This window comes from Pedobacter psychrodurus (assembly GCF_004331735.1).
Lineage (GTDB): Bacteria > Bacteroidota > Bacteroidia > Sphingobacteriales > Sphingobacteriaceae > Pedobacter > Pedobacter psychrodurus.
Genome location: NZ_SJSO01000006.1, coordinates 344,860 through 367,396, shown reverse-complemented (window position 1 = coordinate 367,396; position 22,537 = coordinate 344,860). Strand labels below are relative to the sequence as shown.

The window sequence follows — 22,537 nt, the reverse complement described above, 5'->3', positions numbered from 1 at the left end:
TTGAAGAGAATATCTACATTTCTGTTTCTCATCCCTCTTTTTTTAATTGCTTCTCAAAACGCTTTCTCTCAAGTTGTTCCAAGCAAAGCGGATACGATTACCCCAAAAAATAATTTTGGTTTACGCGAAAAAGAACGTTTAGGGCTTAGCCCGGCCGTTAATCCATTTTATCCTGCGCCCAGTAATTTAAAGCGTGTTGTAGAATACGATGCCAAGAATAAACGTTATGTAGTAAAGGAATTAATTGGCGAAAAATTTGTTCTAAACACACAATATTTAACTATCGACGAATACCAGCGATTGGTTAACAGTGAGATAAAACGTGGTAACTGGCGCAGCATTTCAAATGCAGAAGTGAGTGATTACAGAAGCACTGGTATTATTCCCCAGATTCAGGTAAACAGCAAAGCTTTCGAAAAATTATTCGGTGGAACAACCATCGATATTCAGCCCCGCGGAGAGGCTGAACTTACCTTTTTAGGCCGGGTTAATAAAAATGAAAACCCGCTTTTTAACGAAAGACAAAGGGTACAGACTAATTTTGATTTTAACCAAAGGATACAAATGGATCTGGTTGGTAACATCGGAACCAAACTAAAAATAAAAAGCAATTACAATACCGAGGCTCAATTTGATTTCGAAAATCAGATTAAACTTGATTATACCGGCGGGCCTGATGATATTATCCAAAAAATTGAAGCGGGTAACGTAAGTTTGCCTTTAAATACCTCTTTAATTACTGGGACACAGGCACTTTTTGGTATTAAAACACAATTGAAATTCGGGCGTTTAAACGTAACAAGTGTTTATACCCAGCAAAAATCAGAGTCGAGAGAGATTAAGATTACCAATGGGGCACAACAAAATACCACTACCGTAAATATAGACAGCTACGAGGCTAACAAACACTATTTCCTATCGCAATATTTTAGGAACAACTATAACAAAAATCTGGCTAACGCACCGATCATTACCTCACCGATCCAAATTACTAAAATTGAGGTTTGGATCACTAATAAGGCAGGTAATACCACCGATTCGAGAGATGTATTGGGTTTGATGGACTTGGGTGAGAATGTTCCTTTTAACACCGCTTTGCTTACCGGTGGGACTTCAGGTTTGCCTGCCGGAACTACTGCAACGGGTTTTTCGCAACAATCGAATAATTTGATTGCGCAATTAAATGCTTATCAGGGTGGTGCTATAAGACAAACAAATTCTAATGCCGTACTCTCTTTCTTCCAGACAACACCTGCCAATAGCAGCAATACCGATAACTTTGCCAAACTCATCTATGCCCGAAAATTAACCGAACGCGAGTTTACCTTTCAACCTCAACTGGGTTATTTATCACTAAACAACCCCTTAAATGCTGATGAGGTTTTAGCTGTTGCCTACCGCTACACCTATAACGGCGTAGAATATCAGGTGGGTGAATTTTCTACCGATGTTTCTTTTGATGCGGCAAATCCCAAAGTGCTTTATGCGAAATTATTAAAGAACGAAACCACCAAGATCCAACTGCCAACATGGGATCTGATGATGAAAAATATCTACTCTATTGGGGGATATCAGATCAGCAGTCAAAATTTTAAACTGGATATTTACCGCATTGATAATGAAACCGGTGTGGATAATCCGGTAATGACCGAAGGACAAAATACGGCGAATAAACAGTGGATTGCCTTAACCGAATTTGATCGTTTAAACCAGCAAAATGAGCGGAGGCCCGATGGAATTTTCGATTTTGTGGCGGCAAACAATGCTTTTGGTTCGTACTCTACCGCGAGCAATGCCAATCAGGCCAGTATGTTTGGGGTAGGCAGCAACGGGCAAACTTCATTGGTTACCAATACCAATTCGGGTTATATTACCATCGACCCTGCAAATGGCAGGATTATCTTTCCGGTAATTGAACCTTTTGGTAAAGATTTGGCCGCACGGTTTTTGCCTAGCGAACAGGCATTGATCAATAAATATACTTTTACCGCGCTTTACGATTCGACCCAAACCATCGCCAAGCAGTTATTTCAAAACCAGAACAGGTATACCATTAAGGTAAATTACCAGTCCGACATTTCCTCTGAGTTTAGCTTAAATGCCATCAATGTTCCCGAAGGATCGGTAAAGGTTTTTGCAGGAACGATGCCATTAACCGAGGGGATAGACTTTACAGTAGATTATCAGGGTGGTCGGGTGAGTATTATTAACCAGGCACTTTTGGTATCAGGTCAGCCGATTCGGATTACTACAGAAAACAATGAACTATTTGGCTTGCAGCAGCGATCACTTTTTGGAACCCGTTTAGATTACCGTGTAAACAATAAGCTGAATCTGGGTGGTACCATAATGAACTTAACCGAGAAACCTTTAACCCAAAAGGTAAACATTGGCGAAGAACCCATTTCGAATACCATTTGGGGAGCAGATATTAACTACAGTTCGCCATCAAGGTTTTTAACCAAATTGGTTGATAAACTTCCTTTCCTTTCTACTAAGGCACCTTCGAGTGTAACCTTTTATGGAGAGTTTGCACAATTGATTCCTGGACACCCAAGGGCATTAAATTTTGCAGGCAGTAAAAATGGAGTAAGTTATTTAGACGATTTCGAGGCGTCGAGATCGATAATCGATTTAAAAAGTGCTATTGCATGGCAGCTATCTGGCACCCCACAGCTTTTCGCCGAACACGATAAGTCTAACGATTTAACTTATGGTTACAACCGGGCAAGAATTGCATTTTATAACATCGATCCTACTTTTTATAATTCAGCGGCATCTACCACTCCTGCCAATATCAGGAACAACCGGGCAGAACTTTCTAATCACTATGTAAGAGAAGTAATTGAACAAGAAGTTTTCCCATTTAAAGAGACGGCAACAGGACAGGCTTTAAATATTACCACTTTCGATGTGGCTTATTATCCAACTGTTAGAGGACCATATAATTTCCGCCCTACAGATTTTAGGCCAGACGGAACGTTATTGCAGCCCAGAAATAACTGGGGAGGTTTCCAGCGAAAAATCGAAACCAACGATTTTGAAGCCTTAAATGTGGGCTTTATTGAATTTTGGGTGATGGATCCATTTATTTATAAACCAAATTCGGCAGGGGGTGATATGTATTTCAACCTGGGTAATATTTCGGAAGATATTCTTAAGGATGGCAGAAAATCGCTAGAAAATGGTTTGCCGGCAACAAACGACCCAAACAAATACGAAGAAACCGTTTGGGGCCGTGTACCCAAATTGCAACCTGTTGTACAGGCTTTTGATAACAATGCCAATTCACGCCGTGCACAGGATGTAGGTTTAGATGGACTAGCGGATGCAGACGAAAAATTAAAATTTGCTGCGGCCATTACGCAGATTAAATCGCAATTAAATGCTACGGCTTCTGCCGCACTCGATGCCGATCCTTCATCAGATAATTATGCCTATTTCAGAGGTCCAGCCTTAGATCAGATTAATGCAGGCATTCTTAAACGTTACGAAAAATATAACGGAACTGAAGGGAACTCTAAAACTTCGCAGCAGTCGCAAGAAGAATTAGGACTTGAAAATTCTGCTTCTACTTCTTTACCCGATGGGGAAGACATCAATCGCGATAATAACATGACACAAAGCGATGAGTATTTTCAGTATAAAGTTTCGATCCGCCCTGGCGACTTAAATGTTGGTCAGAATTTTATTACCGATAAAGTAACCTCGCAGGTGAAATTGGCCAATGGAAATACGCAAGCGGTTTCATGGTATCAATTCAGAATCCCAATTGGCCAGTACCAGGAGAAAGTAGGCGGTATCCAGGATTTTAAGTCGATCCGTTTCTTCAGGATGTTTATGACCAATTTTGCTGATACTGCAGTAATGCGTTTTGCAAAGTTACAACTCATCCGTGGCGAATGGAGAGAATATAATGCCTCAAACGTTGCGGCCCAAGTAATTGTTGATCCATCTTTACCAGCCTTAACGCCCGATAATTCTACTATTGAAGTTTCGACGGTAAACATCGAAGAAAACGGGAAACGTTCACCGATTCCATATGTTACCCCTCCAGGCATTCTTCGTGAGCGTGATTTTAGCAACTATCGTGGCGATACGCGCTTAAATGAGCAATCGCTGTCAGTCATTGTAAAATCGTTAAGAGATGGTTATGGCAGAGCGGCATTTAAAACAGCCTACAGCGATTTCAGATCTTACAAGCATTTAGAAATGTTTATCCATGCTGAAGCCGTTAACAATCAAATTTTAAATGATAATGATGTTGCCGCATTCTTAAGAATTGGAACTGATAACCAGGATAATTATTATGAATATGTAATCCCATTAAAGGTAACTAATCCGGGTACAAGCGATCCTGATGCCATTTGGCCGGAAGCCAATAGAATGGATATTGATTTAACGCTTTTCCAAAATGCTAAGTTGGCTCGTAATGTAGCTAAACAAGCTAATGGACAACCTTGGCCAACAAATGTTCCATTTACCTATACTGACGGAAACAGAACCATTGTAGTGAAGGGGCAGCCTGACATGAGCAAGGTTAGGGTATATATGGTCGGGATTAAAAACCCGCTTCGTGCCGCAAATGACGAGCAGAATGATGACGGACTTGATAAAAATGCACTGGTTTGGTTTAACGAATTGAGGTTAACAGAATTTGATGAAAAGGGCGGTTGGGCAGCTACAGGAAGATTGAACTTAAAATTGGCCGATTTTGCAGATGTAAATATTTCTGGAAGTAAATCTACCATTGGTTTTGGTTCTATCGATTCGAAAGTGAGCGAGCGTAACCGTGCCGATAATGTATTGCTTGATGTTTCTTCGGCCATGGAATTAGGTAAGTTCCTCCCGCAAAAATCGGGTGTGAAAATCCCGATGTTTGTAAGTTACTCTAAACAGGTTTCTACCCCGCAGTACAATCCTAGAACACCAGATATCGAGCTCAAAAATGCTTTAGAGCAATCGACAAAAGAACAAAAAGATTCTATTTTAAACTTTGCACAGGACTACACCGTTAGAAGAGGCATAAACTTTACCAACGTTAGAAAAGAACGGACCAATAACAGCAAACCTGTTCGCCTATGGGATATTGAAAATTTTGCGGCAAGTTATGCTTATACCCAATTCAATCATCGCGATTTTATTAATCAGAGCAGTATTCAGAATACCTATAGGGCATCGTTACAGTACAGTTATTCTAAAGAGGCCAAAACAATAGCACCGTTTGAAAAGATTATTAAATCGAACATGCTGGCTTTATTGAAGGATTTTAACTTCAGTATTTTCCCAAGTGCCATTAATTTCAGAATTGATGTAGACCGTTTATATTCAGAAAATACCTTACGGAATAACGATCCAAATAATACCATTGGGGTTTACCAGAGTGGTTACGGTACCACCTTTAACAAAAACTTTACCATGAGCCGGATTTATGGTATAGCCTGGAACCTTACCCGTTCGCTACAGTTAGATTTTAATGCCACAAATTATTCGATCATTGATGAACCAGATGGAAGACTTGACGGTTTAAAACGCGATACCGTTTGGCAAAATTTAAAACGTTTAGGCCGTACAACCGATTATAACCACAATTTAAATGTTACCTATAATCTTCCAATTGATAAAATACCTGGGCTAAACTGGATTACCGTAAAAACCCGTTATGGAACCAACTTTAACTGGCAAACCGAGCCGCTTTCTACCCTACGCGATCCGAATATTAATTTGGGTAATACCGTACAGAACAGCAGAACGGTACAGGTAAATCCAACCTTAAACCTAAATACATTATACAATAAGTTTGGCTTTATCAGAAGCGCAGGCAATGATCAGGAAGGAAGTGGCGCTAAGAAATTTTTTATTAACCTATTAACGAGCGTAAAAAATGTTAATGCCAGCTTTGTACAAACCAAAGGTATTTTCTTGCCGGGCTATCTGCCAACCACTAAGTATTTTGGTATCGATAATGTAACCGGCGCACCAGGTTTAGGTTTTGCTTTCGGAAGTCAGCGCGATATTCGTGATATGGCATTAAACAATGGATGGCTAACCACCGATACCTTGCAGAATCAGCTATATGTAAACACACTCAGAGAAGATTTTCAGCTCACGGGGCAGGTAGAGCCGTTTAAAGATTTACGGATTACGCTAAAGGCCAATAAGGCGCAAACCAGAAACTTTTCTACTAACTTCAGGTATGTAGCTAGCGTATCATCGTTCGAAAACTTAAGTGCCATTACAACCGGCGATTATAGTGTGTCTTATATTGCTTTGGGTACAGCGTTTAAAGAGAATAATGCTACGGTAATTTCGGGTTTGTTTAATCAGTTTATGGCCAATAGGATTATTATCTCCAGAAGATTAGGTGCTCAAAATCCAAACTCGGGTGGTGTAAATGGCGGTTTTGCCGATGGTTACAGCAAAGAAAGTCAGGATGTAATTATCTCTGCTTTTATGGCTGCCTATTCAGGTAAAGATGCCGGGAAGACAAAAATGAATGCCTTTCCTAAAATTCCACTTCCAAACTGGAGTTTAACCTATAGCGGTTTAACGCGTATTCCTTTTATCGCCGATAAGTTTTCATCTGTCGATATCAGACACGGCTATCGCTCGGCCTACAACATTAATGGCTTTAATTCATTACTGCGTTATCAGGAAACCAATGGTGCAGTTAGCAGTAGAGATGTAAATAATAACTTTTTACCGGAATACCAGTTTGCTCAGGTAACCATTTCTGAATATTTTTCTCCATTGGTTGGTGTTGATACCAGGTTTAAAAACAACCTGACTGCTTCTTTCGAGTTAAACCGTTCACGTTTATTGGGACTAAGTTTATCTAACAGCCAATTGGCGCAGCTATCAGAAAACAATATGGTTTTAGGATTGGGCTACCGTACCAATAAATTCCGTTTCCCATTTGGATGGTTTAAAAGCCTGAAAATGGATAACAACATGGATTTCAAATTGGATGTGGCTATCCGCGATAATAAAACCGTTATTTACCGTGCCGATGTTACCGAAGCCGAAGTTTCTTCAGGAGCAAAGAATATTACCTTAAGGCCAAGTGTAGATTACGTGTTGAATCAGAAATTTAATATCAAATTGTTTTACGATTCGAATATTACTAAGCCTTATACTTCGCAGACTTTTAATACTTCATTTAGTAATTTCGGGTTCAGTTTAAGGTTTACACTGAATTAATAAATAGGTTGCTTAGGCAGGTAAAGGCTTGTCCTTTTGTGCCGAGAATATTCTGTTAAATAGGTAAGCCGTTAAGAACATAGGGGCATAACTAAACAATAAATGATCAAAAGTCATCGGGTAGATGCTTCCGCTGACAATCAGATAAAAGAGAAAGATCACAATCGAGTGGGCCACTGGCCTATCGTTGATAAATCTCTTATAACCCACTTTTTTGACCAGGTAGCTTTCAAACATGATCATTGCGACAAGGATGGCTACAAAGATAAATACGTGGTTGAAAGGAAGGCTAAAATTAAACATCCAGTTCGGTGGGTTGATGAGCCTGATCAATCCGATATAGCCGAATCCAATTGCCATTGTTACCGGAACAGAAACAATCAGTGTGGCAATGCACACTTTCAAAATATAAATTTGCGCAGGTTTCATGTTGAGGGTTAATTTGTGAGGTGAATATAAAGATTTTTCCTGAATCAGTTTAATCAAGATATCATCTCATATATCTGTACAGATTTTATATTTCAACAAAAATGTATGATTGTGTAATTAGACAACAAGAGAAAGATTCCGAAGAGGTAAGTAATAAAGATTCTAGAAAATTTTAATCCAGCTAGGCTCTTGGTCTTGCAGCAGGTTTCTTTTTTACAGCGGCTTTAAATGCAGGAAAATAGTGAGCGATAATATAATAAATCGTACCCGAAAGCATTGTTTCTAAAAAAGCAAGTGCCCAAGTGAAAGTTGTCGCATTACCATTTATAATATGTACAAGAATATACCAAAAGCCACCGATTGAGCTCCCAGCGAGAGCAATTTTTATTAATACATCTGTTAATATCTGTATTACAGCTGCTTGATCTTCAGTTATTTTCATTTAATCTTCTTGAGTTGGTAAAACTCGATTATCTCTAAATTACTTGTTCTAAATGTAAAATTTTCTTGCTCATTGTCCTCGCACATATCGCATTGAATTTCATTAGGAATCTCTTTAAGGGAGTTGTATGATGCTATTATTCTTCGGCAGTCGTTATTGGGACATGAAATTCCGTATTTCTTTACAAAAAGATTATCAACCACAGCCATTTCACACATAAGTCTAGCAACAACGTTAGGAACTTTAAAAAAGCTCCTAACGTTCTCAACATAAATTTTATTAGGATTTATGTTCTCAATTGTTCGCAAGTATTTCTGTAATAACATTTTTTACTTGGTTAACATTTTTTGGGAATCTAGGTATATTTAGTTGGCCATTTGCCGGATCAACATCGAAAGATGTACAAAAATACTCATCATCTTTAATATACTTAAAAAACGTTTTCACTAAAGGCTTTAGTATTAGTACATCATAATCTACTCTATAATTTGCTTTGAAAAGAAGATTCTCATCCATGGTGTCTGTTGCGACCGAGCTATCTCTTCTCCATTGAACCTTAGTACTATCTATTGAATCGGTATCCCACAGAAATTTAACACCTCTATTTATATCTAATTTTTGAAGACCAAAAGCATTAATAAAAAACTCTGAAATTGTGTTTAATATTTCTTGTTCTGAATTAGTTTGACTTACTTTAGTCGCAATTCTCTCAGTATCAAAATAAGGCGCTACATTTTTTTCCAGCTTAGTGAAATGAAGCGTTAAAATTTGGTTTTTGATTTGAATCATAACCGGCTGGAGGAATTTAACTTCTTCTTGCTCCAAAGGATTGCTCAAAACAACACGATATGAAATTTCAGGCAAAATTAGGTATTCATACGTCCCAGCATTTGCTGATTGGGAAAATATTTCAAAAGGGAAATCAATCATTGAAAGAGGATTGAAATTCCTCAAAAGATTATAGAAATATATGTGCTGTCTTGTAATAGTATGGTGATTTCTCACGAAATTGTAAACAGCTTGATCTGTTAAATTTCCTGATAATATCTCAATCACATCTGAGATATTTCCATCTTCATTAAAATTTTCTTTTAATGTTTTCGCTGGGAAAAGACCGAGTAAGCGTTTTTTTAAATTTCGAGCGTTATTTATCATCTTGTCAAATACTAATAATCATGTGTGACTATTAAGTTTCTATTTACAATTGTAAGAAAAAATCATTAATGATTAGCAACTTACATCCCTTTCATGCTTATATTATTTTTACGTTTCTAATTTACTTTGCAATTTATATTCTAAATGAAAAAAACTCTACTTAACTTAATAAGTTTGCCAAAAAGAGAAAGGCTAGAATCTTATATAGATAAAGCAATATCTTTCTACGGCTCAAATTTCAGTCTAGAATTTACTAACGATAGTTTAAGCTCTTTTTCACGAGAAGTTATCGACTCTTCATCAAGTAATGGCCCTGTCCCATTGGGGAAAATTATTATTTCAAAACTGGGTAAAACAGAGCAAGCATTAGTACATGAGATATTGCATATGGTCTTACCATTACAAACTGAGTTTTATGTTAGTGAAAAAACTAATGCTGATATGTATAATTTTACTCCGGTCTTAAATAATATTGTTGAACACGAGTTAATTTTAAAAGACTTTCTAGCATTAGGATACTCTATAGATGATTTTCTCCATCAAGGATTTAACAAAACCAATTATGGCTTCCTAAAAAATGAGCCACCCTTATATTGGAAATATGAATATTTTAGAATCGTGATGACTAAGAATCATGTTAACAACATAAAAAAGAAAGAAGGGGAAAAGGCAATCGCTGAAATGAAGAAATATGGTATTCAAAGACACCCCACATTAGAAGCTTCTTTTAAAGATATTTACGTTTGGATTAAAATGTTCAAGGAGGATTTTTCCATTAGTCATGCTCAAAAAATTTCTCTATTACTAAGATTATTTGAAATCGGGGAACCAAAACAATATCTTTCTCCAAATGGCAGTATGCAATTAGCTGTAAATAACTTTTAGTATTTTCTTTATAATTTTAATAAAATTAACTCCTTTTGTATTTTTATATAAATGATGATAAATAGTGCTAAATTAGCACCTTTAAAACTAAATGTTTGCAAAAGAATATGCAAGGCAATAATAACAATGACCATAAATAACTAACATACAATAGATTATATAAATATGAATTTTCCATCAGAATTAAAATACACTAAAGACCACGAGTGGGTTAAAGTTGAAGGTAACGAAGCTATTATCGGTGTTACTGATTTCGCTCAGCGCGAATTAGGTGATATTGTTTATGTTGATATCAATACTGTAGGTAGTGAAGTAGCAAAAGAAGAAGTTTTTGGTACTGTAGAAGCCGTTAAAACAGTGTCTGATTTATATATGCCAGTTACTGGTACCGTATTAGAAGTTAATGCTGAGTTAAACGACAATCCGGAATTGGTTAACTCTGATCCTTACGGAAAAGGTTGGATGGTAAAAGTATCTTTGGCTGATCTAGCTGAAGTAGAAGATTTATTAACTGCAGAAGCATACCAGGAATTGGTAGGCGCTTAATTATTATATTTTGTACAAAGCACTGAAACAACAAAAATGGGCCATTCTATGGACCATCGTAGTTTTAGTGCTTTGTAATATGGAAATTTCTGATTCTGTGGGTGGAAGCGGTTTTTTCTTTAAAGGCTTTGATAAAATGACCCACATGGGTTTTTTCTTTGTTTTATCGGTGCTGCTCTTCTACGGTAAAATCAGGTATCAGCATACTTTCGCTTTCAGAACATTAACCATTTTTAAGATTTTGCTCATCAATGCGATCATTGGTGGCGGAATTGAACTGTTACAATGGAAAGTTTTTACCTACCGATCAGCAGAATGGTGGGATTTTGGCTGCGATATGTTAGGTGCATCAATGGCAGTTTTTAGTTATGTATTGCTCCATAAATTAAATTTCAATGAAAACGAAAGTTAGCATCATCTGTGTAATTGTGGCCATGTGTTTAAGCGGATGCAGTATTTTTAAAAAAAACTGTAACTGTCCAAAAGTATATTACCAAAGTTATCCTTCACAGCAAAAATAATTCTCCTTCTGATCGACCTTCCTTCTAGATCTGATCATCTTCCTAAAAAGGCTGTATTTAAAATGTTACCAAGCTTTTAACACACCTTAACAAACCTTTAGGCTTTTCTACAGTCTGATAGCTTAGTTTTATATTATAATATCTAATTTTTTTTGATGAAAAGATACGTTCAGCGGACAATATTTGTTGTTCTCCTATTTTGTGGTTATATCGCCCAGGCTCAAAATACTGGCTCAATAAGCGGTAAGGTAATTAACGCCAAAGATAAAAAGCCGGTTGATTTTGCTACCATAGCAATTAAGAGCTTGAAAGATTCGAGCGTTGTAGCCTCAGGACAAACCAATCCTGATGGATCTTTTAGTTTTAAGAGTATTGCCCCAGGTAAATATAGAATCTATTCAGCTTTTTTAGGTTTAAAAACAGTAACCAAGGATATTGAAGTGGCCAAAGCAGCAGTAAATGCTGGCGAAATTGCCATGATTGATGACGGTGTAGATTTAAATACCGTTAACGTTACAGCAAGTATTCCAGTAGTGGTAAAAACCGATACGATAGAATTTGATGGAAAATCGATTAAGGTTAGGGAAAACGCTGTTGTAGAAGACATGTTGAAAAAACTTCCAGGAGTTGAAGTAGCAAAAGATGGAAGTATTAAAGCGCAGGGAGAAACTGTTACCAAGGTTAAAGTAGATGGTAAGGAGTTTTTTGGAACTGATCCCTTACTGGCAACAAAAAACCTTCCTGCCGATATGGTTGATAAAATTCAGGTAATTGATGAAATGTCTGAGCAGTCTCAGTTCTCAGGTGTTGATGATGGTACGAGAAACAAAATCTTAAACATCACCACTAAAGCGGGAATGAAAAAGGGATATTTTGGAAATAGTACTGTGGGTTATGGTACAGAAGATCGTTATGATGCAAGTTTGAATGTAAACAAGTTTAACAATGACCAACAGTTTAGTTTTATTGGTCAGTTTAACAATGTAAATAAGCAAAACTTTGGCCAGGGCAATGGTGCCGGAAATGGTTTTGGAGGCGGTGGCCGTGGTAATTTTGGCGGCGGCGGTAGTGGCGCAGGTAGCGGTGGTATTACCACCACCAATGCTGCAGGCTTAAACTTTGCCGATACCTATAAAGATGGTACCCAGATTCAGGGAAGTTACTTTTTTAATAAATCGGCTGTTGCAAACCAGCAGACAAGTTTTACCCAGAATTTATTGGGGGATAAGATTACTACCGTTTCGAACAATGCGGATAATAATACTGACCGGATCAATCATCGGTTTAATTTTATGATCGATACCAAGCTGGATTCTTCGACGACAATTAAAATTCAGCCAAACGTATCTTATACTGAAAGTGATGCTACAAACCTGAGTGATTATACCAGAAATCTCATCCAATCTACAACTGTCGGAGATCAGCGCTATGTCAGCAACAGTACCACCCCAAATATCAGTAATAACCTTTTGGTTCGTAAAAAATTCAAAAGACGCGGTAGAACACTCTCGCTTAATGTAAATACAAGCATCAATAATAATGATGCAGATAACTACAACTACATTTCTGAAACGAATACCATTAACAGTACTCCAACTGCTAGTTTGATCGATCAGCTGAATAAGGTAAACACAAACTCCATTAACAACACCTCCAGATTGGTATATACAGAGCCGCTATCTAAAACAACAAGTTTAGAGTTTAACTACCAGAACGGATATAGCCATGATAACCAGGGTCGCCAGGTACTGGATTTCAATTCAGCCAGTGGGCAATATGATCTCGTCAATTTGGATTATACCAATATTTATGAGAACCAGACCTTAACAAATGCTGCGGGCGTAAGTTTTACGACCAACGAAAAGAAATACAACTGGAACATCGGCTTGGCGGCGCAGCAGACCAATCGTGAAAATACCAACTTAACAACGGGTATGGTGAGGACACAGAATTTTATTAATTTAACACCCTCGGCCAATTTTAGATATAATTTCAGTAACTCCAGAAGATTGAATATCCGTTATAGGGGAACAACCCAGCAGCCAACGATCAACCAGATTCAGCCTATTGCCGATAATACCAATACACAAAGCGTTTTTGTGGGTAATCCAGGTTTAAAACCTCAGTTTAACAACAATTTAAGCATCAACTATAATAACTTCGATTTTGCTAAAAGCAGAATGTTCTTCGCTTTTTTAAGTCTGAGTCAAACTTTTAACGCCATCGGGAACAGTAGCCAATTGGTAACCGATCAAAATGATGTAGACTATGGGAAAATCAGAACTACCTACGTCAATGTAGATGGGGTTTATTCTGGTAATGCAAGTATCAATATGGGCCTGCCAATTTTGCCAGAACGTAAATTAACCCTTAATGCATCGTTAAATGGAAATTACAACAGGAACGTGAATTTTACCACGGGTAATAACAGTGCCGATCTGCTGAAAAACATCACTAATTCTTGGTCGGTTACCAACAAGTATAATTTCGTAACCAACTTTGATAAGTTTGATCTTACTGGTGGTATTTCTGGAACATACAATAGGGCAACTTATTCGGCTCAGCCAAACTCGACCACAAACTATTATACTTTAAACCCTAGTTTTGACATTAGCTATTTGTTTCCTGGAAATATCCGATTAGCAGTAGATTTAGATTATATTAAAAATACCGGAAGAGGAGAAGGCTATAATACCGAGTATACTTTGGTAAATTCTTATATCAGTCGTCAGTTCTTTAAAAACAGAGGTACATTTAAAATTGCGGTTAACGATGCGTTTAATCAAAATCAAGGCATTAGCAGAACCGCAACAAATAATACCATTACCGATTTAAACTATAACGTGTTAAAGCGGTATTACATGTTCTCATTTACTTATTCTTTAACCCGCATTGGCGGAAGAAATATGACTGGAGATATGCAGATGCCTGCTCAAGGAGGTGATGGCGGTCGTCGCATGAGGATGTAATCTGTCATTCTGAACGCAGTGAAGAATCCCTAGTCTATGGAATGCAAAACACTGATTGTTCCTCAATCAGAATTAAACAATAAAGAAAGTCTCGGTTTAAACCGAGACTTTTCTGTTTTAAAGCCATCTGTTTTGAGATTAAATGTATTATTGACATTTATGTATTTCAAATGTTACCTAAGTAAAAATAAACCTTTGTAAAAGTCGCTAGTCTCTATGCTATAAACCAAACTAACCGAATGAAACAAATTTTTACGCTCCTACTTATTTTATCATCTTTTTATGTTTACGCTCAGAAAACAGGTTCAGTTAGCGGGCGGGTTGTTCAATCAAAAGATAAAAAACCAATTGATTATGCTTCTTTAGCTGTTAGAAACTTAACAGATTCGAGCATGGTTGGTGCGGTAAGTACCACCGAGGATGGGAAATTTGTTTTCAAAAACTTAAATCCAGGTACTTATAGGCTTTATGCGGCATTTTTAGGTTTAAAGAATATTACCAAAGATTTTACGATCGCAGCAGACAAGACCGATGTAACCTTGGGCGATATTGTTTTAGAAGGTGGTGCAATAGATCTTCAAACGGTTGATATTAAAGCGGAAATTCCTCCAATTGTGGTAAAAAAGGATACACTGGAATTTAATGCAAGTTCATTTAAAGTGGTAGAGAATGCTGTAGTAGAAGATCTGTTAAAGAAATTGCCAGGAGTAGAGGTAGACAAGGCCGGAACAATAAAAGCCCAGGGCGAAACCATTACAAAAGTTAAGGTAGATGGTAAAGAGTTTTTTGGGAATGACCCTTTATTGGCCACTAAAAACCTGCCGGCCGATATGATTGATAAAATTCAGATTATTGATGAACTATCAGATCAGGCACAGTTTACCGGAATCGATGATGGTTCGAGAACTAAGATCATTAATATCACCACCAGAAAGGATAAGAAAAACGGTTACTTCGGGAATAGCACCGGAGGTTATGGCTCTAATGACCGTTACGATGTAAATGCAAACATCAACCATTTTAATCAGGATAAGCGACTGAGTGTAATTGCACAGTTTAACAATGTAAATAAACAAAATTTTGGCGGTGGTCTGGGCGGAGGAAATGGTGGGGGTAACGGCGGTCGTGGTGGAATTACCGATACCAAAGCTGGTGGGTTTAATTTTTCGGATGAATATGCCGACGATACTGAAGTGAGCATGAGTTATTTTGTTAATAAATCTGATAACCTGATCCTCAGAAATAGTGTAACCCAAAATTTATTGGGCGATGAAACTACTATTTTTAATAACAATCAAACCAATAGTTCTGATCGGTTAAATCACCGCTTAAACTTTATGGTAGATACCAAGCTTGATTCATTAACCTCACTTCGCATACAGCCAAATTTAAGTTATACCGATAATGAGAGCTTAAATAGTAGCACTTATACACGCGATTATAATAAGTATATGATTAATGGAACACAATCCCTCCGGAATCATAGTACCTCACCATCCATTAGCAATAACATTTTATTGCGTAAAAAATTTATGCGCAGGGGCAGAACATTATCCCTGAATTTAAATACCAACATTAACAATAACGACGCCGATAATTATAATACCAATCCCGAAACGAGAAAAGAAAACGGAACCACGACTCAAAAAATAACAGATCAGTTTAACGATCAAGAGAGCGAGTCCATCAGTCAGAATACAAGATTGGTATATACCGAACCTTTAGATAAAACCCTAAGCTTAGAGTTTAATTATCAGAATGGCTATAACCACAATACATCCGATCGCTTTACCTATAATTTTAATCCAGTTACTTTACAGTACGATTTACTGGATGAAACCTTTAGTAATGCGTACGAAAATACCATTTTAACCAACTCCGCAGGTTTTAGCTTTAATAAAATGGCTAAAAAATATAACTGGAATCTGGGCATGGCTGTTCAAAATACAGATAGGATAAATAATAACATCAGCAAAGGATTTGTACTGAAACAAAATGTTTTTAATTATACCCCTTCGGCCATGTTCAGGTATAATTTTAGCAATAGCAAACGCCTGGTATTTAACTATAGGGGGAGCACCAACCAACCTACTATCCAGCAGTTGCAGCCAATCCGAAATAATACCAATACGCAAAGTATTCCGGTTGGTAACCCCGATTTAAAACCAGAGTTTAACAATACCTTGCGTGCAGCTTTCAATACCTTTACCGCAGGAAAGAACAGATCATTATTCGTAAATTTAAACCTTACTCAAACCTCTAACCGGATTGCAAACAGTACTAGTTTAATTCAAAGTGGCCCTGACCAGGGAAAACTTGCCGTTACTCCAGTGAATGTAAGCGGTGTTTACTCTGGATCTATTTCTTCTTCGTTAAGTTTGCCGATTATGGCAGAGAATAAGCTGAATTTCCATATCAATGTTAGTGGTAGTTACGATAGAGATGTAAACTTTACTAACTCCTTAAAAAATATTACCAACAGCTGGTCTATTACCAATGGTTACCGTTTGGTTTCCAATTTAGATAAGCTCGATTTAACGGCAGGCGTAAACGGTTCAATTAACCGTGCAACTTATTCGGTTCAACCTAATTCTAATACACGCTATTATACCTTTAGTCCAAATGTGAGTGTAAGTTATTTGTTTCCCGGCAACATCCGCTGGGCTATCGATGCCGATTATAACCAGAATACCGGAAGGGGAGAGGGTTTTGATACGCATTTCACCTTGGTTAATTCTTATATCAGCAAGCAGTTTTTTAAAAACAGGGGAACCTTTAAAGCGGCTGTAAACGATTTGCTAAACGAAAATCAAGGCGTAAGCCGTACAGCCAATAACAACACCATTCAGGATGTAAGTTATAACGTGTTGCAACGTTATTTTATGTTTTCATTTACGTATTCGTTAAACCGTATGGGTGGTAAAAACCGTATTAGAGGTGGCGAAGAAGGTGGCAGAGGCCGCGGTGGTAATGGTGGTGGCGGCTTTGGCGGTGGCAGGCAACGGAACTAGATCATTTTAGGGTAAAGCTGTGTAATATATATCCCTCGCACGACTATCTTATTTGGAATAAATCTAAAGAAAGGGTAACTTGCGACAAATTTAGCACATGAAGCTGTCGCACCTAAAAGTTGGAGAAAAAGGAACAATTGTAGCTTTTACAGATTTAGATATGTCTGTAAAGTTAATGGAGATGGGCTGCTTGCCGGGCGAGGTGGTAGAAGTAGAGCGTTTTGCTCCTCTGGGCGATCCAATGGCTATCCGTGTTGCTGGTTATCAGCTTTGTTTGCGTAAAAGCGAAGCCGATGTTATCATTATTCAATAAAAGAGCTGGGTTTGGATATTAAAGTTGCGTTAGTTGGTAATCCCAATACAGGTAAATCTACTTTATTTAATCGTTTAACAGGGTTAAATCAAAAAATCGGAAATTTTCCAGGCATCACTGTCGATAAGAAAACAGGTTTTACAAAACTTGCAGGCGGTAAAGATGCCGAAATAATCGATTTACCAGGAACGTACAGCTTATATCCAAAAAGTGCTGATGAAAGCATTGTTTTTCAAGTGCTTGCCGATAAAAAAAACAATAGCCATCCTGATGTTATTGTGCTCATTGCCGATGCTTCGAATTTAAAGCGCAATATGCTTTTGTATTCTCAAGTGGCAGATTTAGGTATCCCGATGATTTTGGCCCTGAATATGATCGATCTTTCAGCGAAACAAGGAATCGAGATTGATTTGGATAAACTTGCAGAGAAGTTGGGCATCCAGGTGGTTTCCATTTCGGCAAGGAATAATATCGGAATCGATAACCTGAAACAGGCCATTGCCAATACCAATAAAATTGCCACACAGTTTCAGGATGTGGATGTAAATTTCCTCGCTCCGGAGGCTATTAACGCTATAAAATCGAAACTTAATTCCGATAATGATTATTATGCGCTGCAGGTTTTGCACCAGCATGAGCATTTAACTTTTTTTAGCGAAAAAGAGCAGGAAGAAATTGAGCATATTGAGCAGTCGCATCATTTCGAATCTTCAAAAATTCAGGCAGCCGAAACTATAGCCAGGTACAAACACCTCAGCACTATTTTATCTGATGTGGTGGTTGATAAGGGTACCGAAAAGAAATTTTCTTTCAGTGATAAATTAGATGCTGTTTTAACCCATAAAATATGGGGTTTTGCCATTTTCTTGTTCATCCTTTTTGTAATTTTCAACGCCATATTTGCCTGGTCATCCTATCCAATGGATTGGATCGAAACTGGTTTTGGTTTTATTACCAGTATTGGGCATGAATATTTGCCGGCAGGCATGCTTACTGATCTGTTGTTGGATGGTGTAATTGCAGGTTTAGGCGGTATTTTTGTTTTTATTCCACAGATCGCTATTCTTTTCGCATTCATATCCATTTTAGAAGATACGGGTTATATGGCCCGCGTTACCTTTATGATGGATAAAATTATGAGTAAGGTTGGCCTTAACGGTAAATCGGTGGTGCCGATGATCGGTGGTTTGGCCTGTGCAGTTCCATCTATTATGGCCGCAAGAAATATCGAAAACTGGAAAGATAGAATGATTACCATCATGGTTACCCCATTGGTAAGCTGTTCGGCAAGGCTTCCCGTGTATATCTTAATTATTTCGTTAATTATTCCTTCTCAAACCGTTCTAGGTGTTTTTAACCTGCAGGGACTGGCGCTAATGGTGATGTACCTGGTAGGTATTATCGCTGCGGTATTGGTAGCATGGGTAATGAAATTCATTATCAAAACTAAAGAAAGATCTTATTTTATCATGGAGTTGCCTATTTACCGTATGCCAAGGTGGAAAAATGTGTTCTACACCATGTACGAGAAATCGAAAACCTTTGTGTTCGAAGCCGGTAAAGTTATTATTGCCATTTCCATCATCCTTTGGGTAATGGCCTCTTTCGGACCGGGAAACCGCTTTGAAAATATCGATAAAAAATACAAAACGGCTTTGGCCGATTCTACAAGAAATACCGATCACATCAAAACCCTTGTGGCTACTGAGAAGTTAGAGAACTCTTATGTAGGCATTCTTGGTCATTGGATCGAGCCGGCTATCCGACCTTTGGGTTATGATTGGAAGATTGGTATCGGTTTAATTACCTCTTTTGCCGCTCGCGAAGCCTTTGTTGGTACCATGGCCACCATTTATAGTGTTGATGGCGGTGATGAAGACACCTCGACAATTAGAGAACGCATGTCGGCCTCGGTTAATAGCCGCACTGGTTTGCCTGTTTATACTTTTGCTACTGGTATTTCATTGATGCTTTTTTATGCTTTTGCCATGCAATGTATGAGCACGGTAGCTATTGTTTACCGCGAAACTAAAGGTTGGAAATGGCCGGTTATCCAGTTGGCTTATATGACGGCTATGGCCTATGTTGCTGCGCTTATTGCTTACCAGTTGTTGAAGTAGCTTAATCTTTTCTTGGGGTGTCACCCTGAGGGATAATTTATTGTATAAAAATCGATATAAATGACGTATTCAGTTGATTATTTTCTGCCAATGCACAGTCTTGCCTCGGCTCGCCGCCGCCGAAGGGCTCTTTCTTTTTGGCATCAAAAAGAAACAAAAAATGCCGGCTGAAAATTTTTCTTTCAAAGCCAGTAGGATGGCAGGGGCAGTGGAGCCCGAAAAATTTGTTAGGCCGGATTTAAGTAGAACGAAGATGTGGTGCTGTGGCCTAGCTGGACGGGAAATGCTTAGTTTCTCAAATTGCTCATTAATAAACAATTACAAAATAACGTCAATGGTAGCGTAGTCGAAGGACATTTTCAAAGAAATATTATTATTATTATTTGGGTTTGGAGAGCAGTATCTTTACAACTATCTGAGTTTCCTCCCGCTTTCCGTTTTATCCCGACTGGAACGTCGGGATGTTCACTCCATCCGATAGCTATCGGATCGGGTCTAGGTGGCTTGTGAGGTGGTGCTATTTTTGGCTGGGCGCTTACCTGTACAAGCTGTTGTTAAATAAACCCGGTAGCAGCGGCAGCCTCCGATCCTTTATCGGAGCTATAGCGGATAACGGGGCTATTGTTCCCGAAGCATTACTGAGCCCTCGTTTTCAAATAAGCCGCTAACTATTACCTAATGTATTTTACCATGTAAGATCATTGTTCTTAAGTAACAATCAGCAAAATTGGCTTAGTTATTTCGCCTAGCCTTCTAACTTATCCCAACTCAATCTGACGCTTAATGCTCTCTTCTAACGAGATTAAAGTCTCCGTACGCTGAATGCCGTTCACTGCCTGTATTTCTTCGTTTAAAACGTGACGTAAATGATTGGTATCCCTGCAAATAATTTTGGCAAACATACTGTAGGCGCCAGTAGTATAATGCAATTCTACCACTTCTTTAATTTTGCTCAACTGGGCAACTGCATCTTTGTACTGGATTCCTTTCTCCAGGTAGATACCCAAAAAGGCACAAATATCATAGCCAGCCTTTTGCGGGTCAATAATGAGATGAGAACCTTTTATAATGCCCATTTCTTGCAGTTTCTTCATCCTAACGTGTATTGTTCCACCCGAAACAATCAGATCTTTAGCGATTTCTGTATAGGGTTTAGTGGCATCCTGCATTAATTGTTTCAATATATCGATGTCGAGGTTGTCAATTTCTAAATTGGAATTGTCTTTTTTAAGCATATTTTTGAATTATGATAAGCGAATTTACAAATATTTATCAATATTATAAAAATAAAATTAAATGTTTAAAATATTTGCAAGGTATTGGTTGTTCCTTTACATTTGTATCAAGCAATTAACAAAAAGGAAACGTTCTTTCAAAATTGCATAACATAATGTAGGGTGGTGAAACAGGCAGACACACCTCCTTGTCTCGGTGGCGGAGAATAATGGGAATATACCGATTTCGGTACTAACCACTCCTTGAAGGTTCGATTCCTTCCCCTACAGCGGCTTTAGTCCTAAGTCAAGAGTCCATAGTCTTTAGTAGACTTACGACTGCAGACTTTGGACTAATGACTAAAATTGTTGGGTGGTGAAATTGGCAGACACGCCTCCTTGTCTCGGTGGTGGGGAATAATGGGACAAACGCAGTTTATTGGGTTGACCACAAATTAATTTTTTGAACTGTAGCTAACTACCCCTTGAAGGTTCGACTCCTTCCCCAACAGCATTTTTTATGAATAATAAGTTAGTTAATAGAGCAATCCTGGATAGGTTGCTCTTTTTCTTTTTAGGCTAGTTTTTTTCATATCCATCATATATTTATAGATATATTGTTATATTACCCAATCAAATTTTATTCGTTCAATGCCTGTGATGAAGAAACGCGTTTCAATTAAGGATATCGCTAAACAATTAAATATTTCCATTACAACCGTATCGTTTGTAATTAATGGGAAAGCAAGAGAAAAAAATATTAGCGAATCGCTTACCAAAAAGGTTCTGGAACTGGTTGCTGAATTAAATTATCAGCCCAATACTCTTGCTACAAGTTTAAGGACAGGCAAAACAAAAATTATAGGTTTTTTGGTTGATGATATTTCTGAACCTTTTTTCTCTGGCATAGCACGCCGAATTGATGAAATTGCTTCTAGCCTTGGTTATAAAATTCTTTTTAGCAGTACCAGAAACGATACTGAAAAGGCAATAGAATTGCTGCAAATTTTTAAAGACAGGCATGTTGATGGTTACATTATGGCCTTGCCTGAGGGATTGGAAGATGAAGTTAAAAAACTGATTCAAACAGATGCACCTGTGGTGCTATTTGATCGGTATGTACAGGATGTTAAAACAGATTATGTAATCATCGATAATCTAAAGAGCACGTACGAAGCTACTGAGCACCTCATTAAAAATAATTATAAAAAAATAGGTTTTGTAACCATCGACACCTTACAGCAACAGATGGTAGACCGTTTGGCTGGCTATGAAGCCGCTGTCGAAAAATATAACTTGCCGGCAATTGTAAAGAAGATAAAATATGTAAACTCTGCCGACTCGATTGAGGAGATGATCAAGTTTTTTAAAGCGGAGAAGCAGCTTGATGCAGTAGTTTTTGCAGCTAACTATATTTGCTTAGATGGTTTAAGAACTTTTAGAAAATTAGGTATTCAGATCCACAAAGATATAGCTGTTGTTTCTTTTGATGATTTCGAAATCCTGGAGTTTTGTGAGCCTCCGGTTACGGCTATTGCGCAGCCTCTTGAGGCCATCGCAGAAAACGTGATGAAAATTTTACTAAACAAGCTTAAAAAAGCAGGAAAGCCTATCGAAAACATGCAGGTATCGTTACCCACTATCTTAAACGTTAGAGGTTCGAGCGCAAAAAAATAAGGCAATAAAAAAGGGAATAGATTTAAGTCTATTCCCGCTCTGATTATATTTTATA

Annotated in this window: 13 protein-coding genes and 1 tRNA gene; 10 read left to right on the top strand and 4 right to left on the bottom strand. The window is 37.9% G+C overall.

Annotated features, from left to right (window positions below):
- Nucleotides 1-7,200 (top strand): T9SS outer membrane translocon Sov/SprA, encoded by a 7,200-nt coding sequence (sov, locus tag EZ456_RS09985; RefSeq protein WP_131529697.1) that lies wholly within the window; start codon nucleotides 1-3, stop codon nucleotides 7,198-7,200.
- 12 nt (nucleotides 7,201-7,212) lie between these two features.
- On the opposite strand, the gene EZ456_RS09980 is transcribed toward sov, so the two are convergent.
- The 3 genes from EZ456_RS09980 to EZ456_RS09970 form a co-directional block, all read right to left on the bottom strand.
- Complete coding sequence (locus EZ456_RS09980) at nucleotides 7,213-7,629, bottom strand: hypothetical protein (protein WP_131529695.1); 417 nt, start codon at nucleotides 7,627-7,629, stop codon at nucleotides 7,213-7,215.
- Nucleotides 7,630-7,810: 181 nt separating this feature from the next.
- Nucleotides 7,811-8,071, bottom strand: a complete 261-nt coding sequence (locus EZ456_RS09975) for a hypothetical protein (RefSeq protein WP_131529693.1) — start codon at nucleotides 8,069-8,071, stop codon at nucleotides 7,811-7,813.
- Between the two features lie 294 nt (nucleotides 8,072-8,365).
- Nucleotides 8,366-9,226, bottom strand: coding sequence for a hypothetical protein (locus EZ456_RS09970; protein WP_131529691.1), 861 nt, complete (start codon nucleotides 9,224-9,226; stop codon nucleotides 8,366-8,368).
- Between the two features lie 144 nt (nucleotides 9,227-9,370).
- Here EZ456_RS09970 and EZ456_RS09965 point away from each other — a divergent pair, with 144 nt between their 5' ends.
- From EZ456_RS09965 to feoB, 7 genes are all read left to right on the top strand, one after another.
- Entirely contained in the window at nucleotides 9,371-10,111 is a 741-nt protein-coding gene (locus tag EZ456_RS09965) for a hypothetical protein (protein ID WP_131529689.1), read from the top strand.
- A 165-nt stretch (nucleotides 10,112-10,276) separates the two neighbouring features.
- The gene (gcvH, locus tag EZ456_RS09960) at nucleotides 10,277-10,657 is read left to right on the top strand and encodes a glycine cleavage system protein GcvH (protein ID WP_108197822.1); all 381 of its coding nucleotides are present in this window, start codon (nucleotides 10,277-10,279) and stop codon (nucleotides 10,655-10,657) included.
- A gap of 10 nt (nucleotides 10,658-10,667) precedes the next feature.
- Nucleotides 10,668-11,069, top strand: coding sequence for a VanZ family protein (locus EZ456_RS09955; protein ID WP_131529687.1), 402 nt, complete (start codon nucleotides 10,668-10,670; stop codon nucleotides 11,067-11,069).
- A gap of 264 nt (nucleotides 11,070-11,333) precedes the next feature.
- The gene (locus EZ456_RS09950; protein ID WP_131529685.1) at nucleotides 11,334-14,147 is read left to right on the top strand and encodes an outer membrane beta-barrel family protein; all 2,814 of its coding nucleotides are present in this window, start codon (nucleotides 11,334-11,336) and stop codon (nucleotides 14,145-14,147) included.
- Between the two features lie 239 nt (nucleotides 14,148-14,386).
- Nucleotides 14,387-17,158 (top strand): outer membrane beta-barrel family protein, encoded by a 2,772-nt coding sequence (locus tag EZ456_RS09945; RefSeq protein ID WP_131529683.1) that lies wholly within the window; start codon nucleotides 14,387-14,389, stop codon nucleotides 17,156-17,158.
- 97 nt (nucleotides 17,159-17,255) lie between these two features.
- Nucleotides 17,256-17,471, top strand: coding sequence for a FeoA family protein (locus EZ456_RS09940; protein WP_055913318.1), 216 nt, complete (start codon nucleotides 17,256-17,258; stop codon nucleotides 17,469-17,471).
- Between the two features lie 5 nt (nucleotides 17,472-17,476).
- Entirely contained in the window at nucleotides 17,477-19,591 is a 2,115-nt protein-coding gene (gene feoB, locus EZ456_RS09935; protein WP_165501292.1) for a ferrous iron transport protein B, read from the top strand.
- Between the two features lie 758 nt (nucleotides 19,592-20,349).
- Here feoB and EZ456_RS09930 read toward each other — a convergent pair.
- Nucleotides 20,350-20,826 (bottom strand): Lrp/AsnC ligand binding domain-containing protein, encoded by a 477-nt coding sequence (locus tag EZ456_RS09930; protein ID WP_025145395.1) that lies wholly within the window; start codon nucleotides 20,824-20,826, stop codon nucleotides 20,350-20,352.
- A gap of 346 nt (nucleotides 20,827-21,172) precedes the next feature.
- Between EZ456_RS09930 and EZ456_RS25100 the strand changes: the two genes are divergently transcribed.
- A tRNA-Asp gene (locus tag EZ456_RS25100) sits at nucleotides 21,173-21,317 on the top strand.
- A gap of 148 nt (nucleotides 21,318-21,465) precedes the next feature.
- Nucleotides 21,466-22,482, top strand: coding sequence for a LacI family DNA-binding transcriptional regulator (locus tag EZ456_RS09925; RefSeq protein ID WP_131529679.1), 1,017 nt, complete (start codon nucleotides 21,466-21,468; stop codon nucleotides 22,480-22,482).
- Nucleotides 22,483-22,537: the final 55 nt, after the last annotated feature.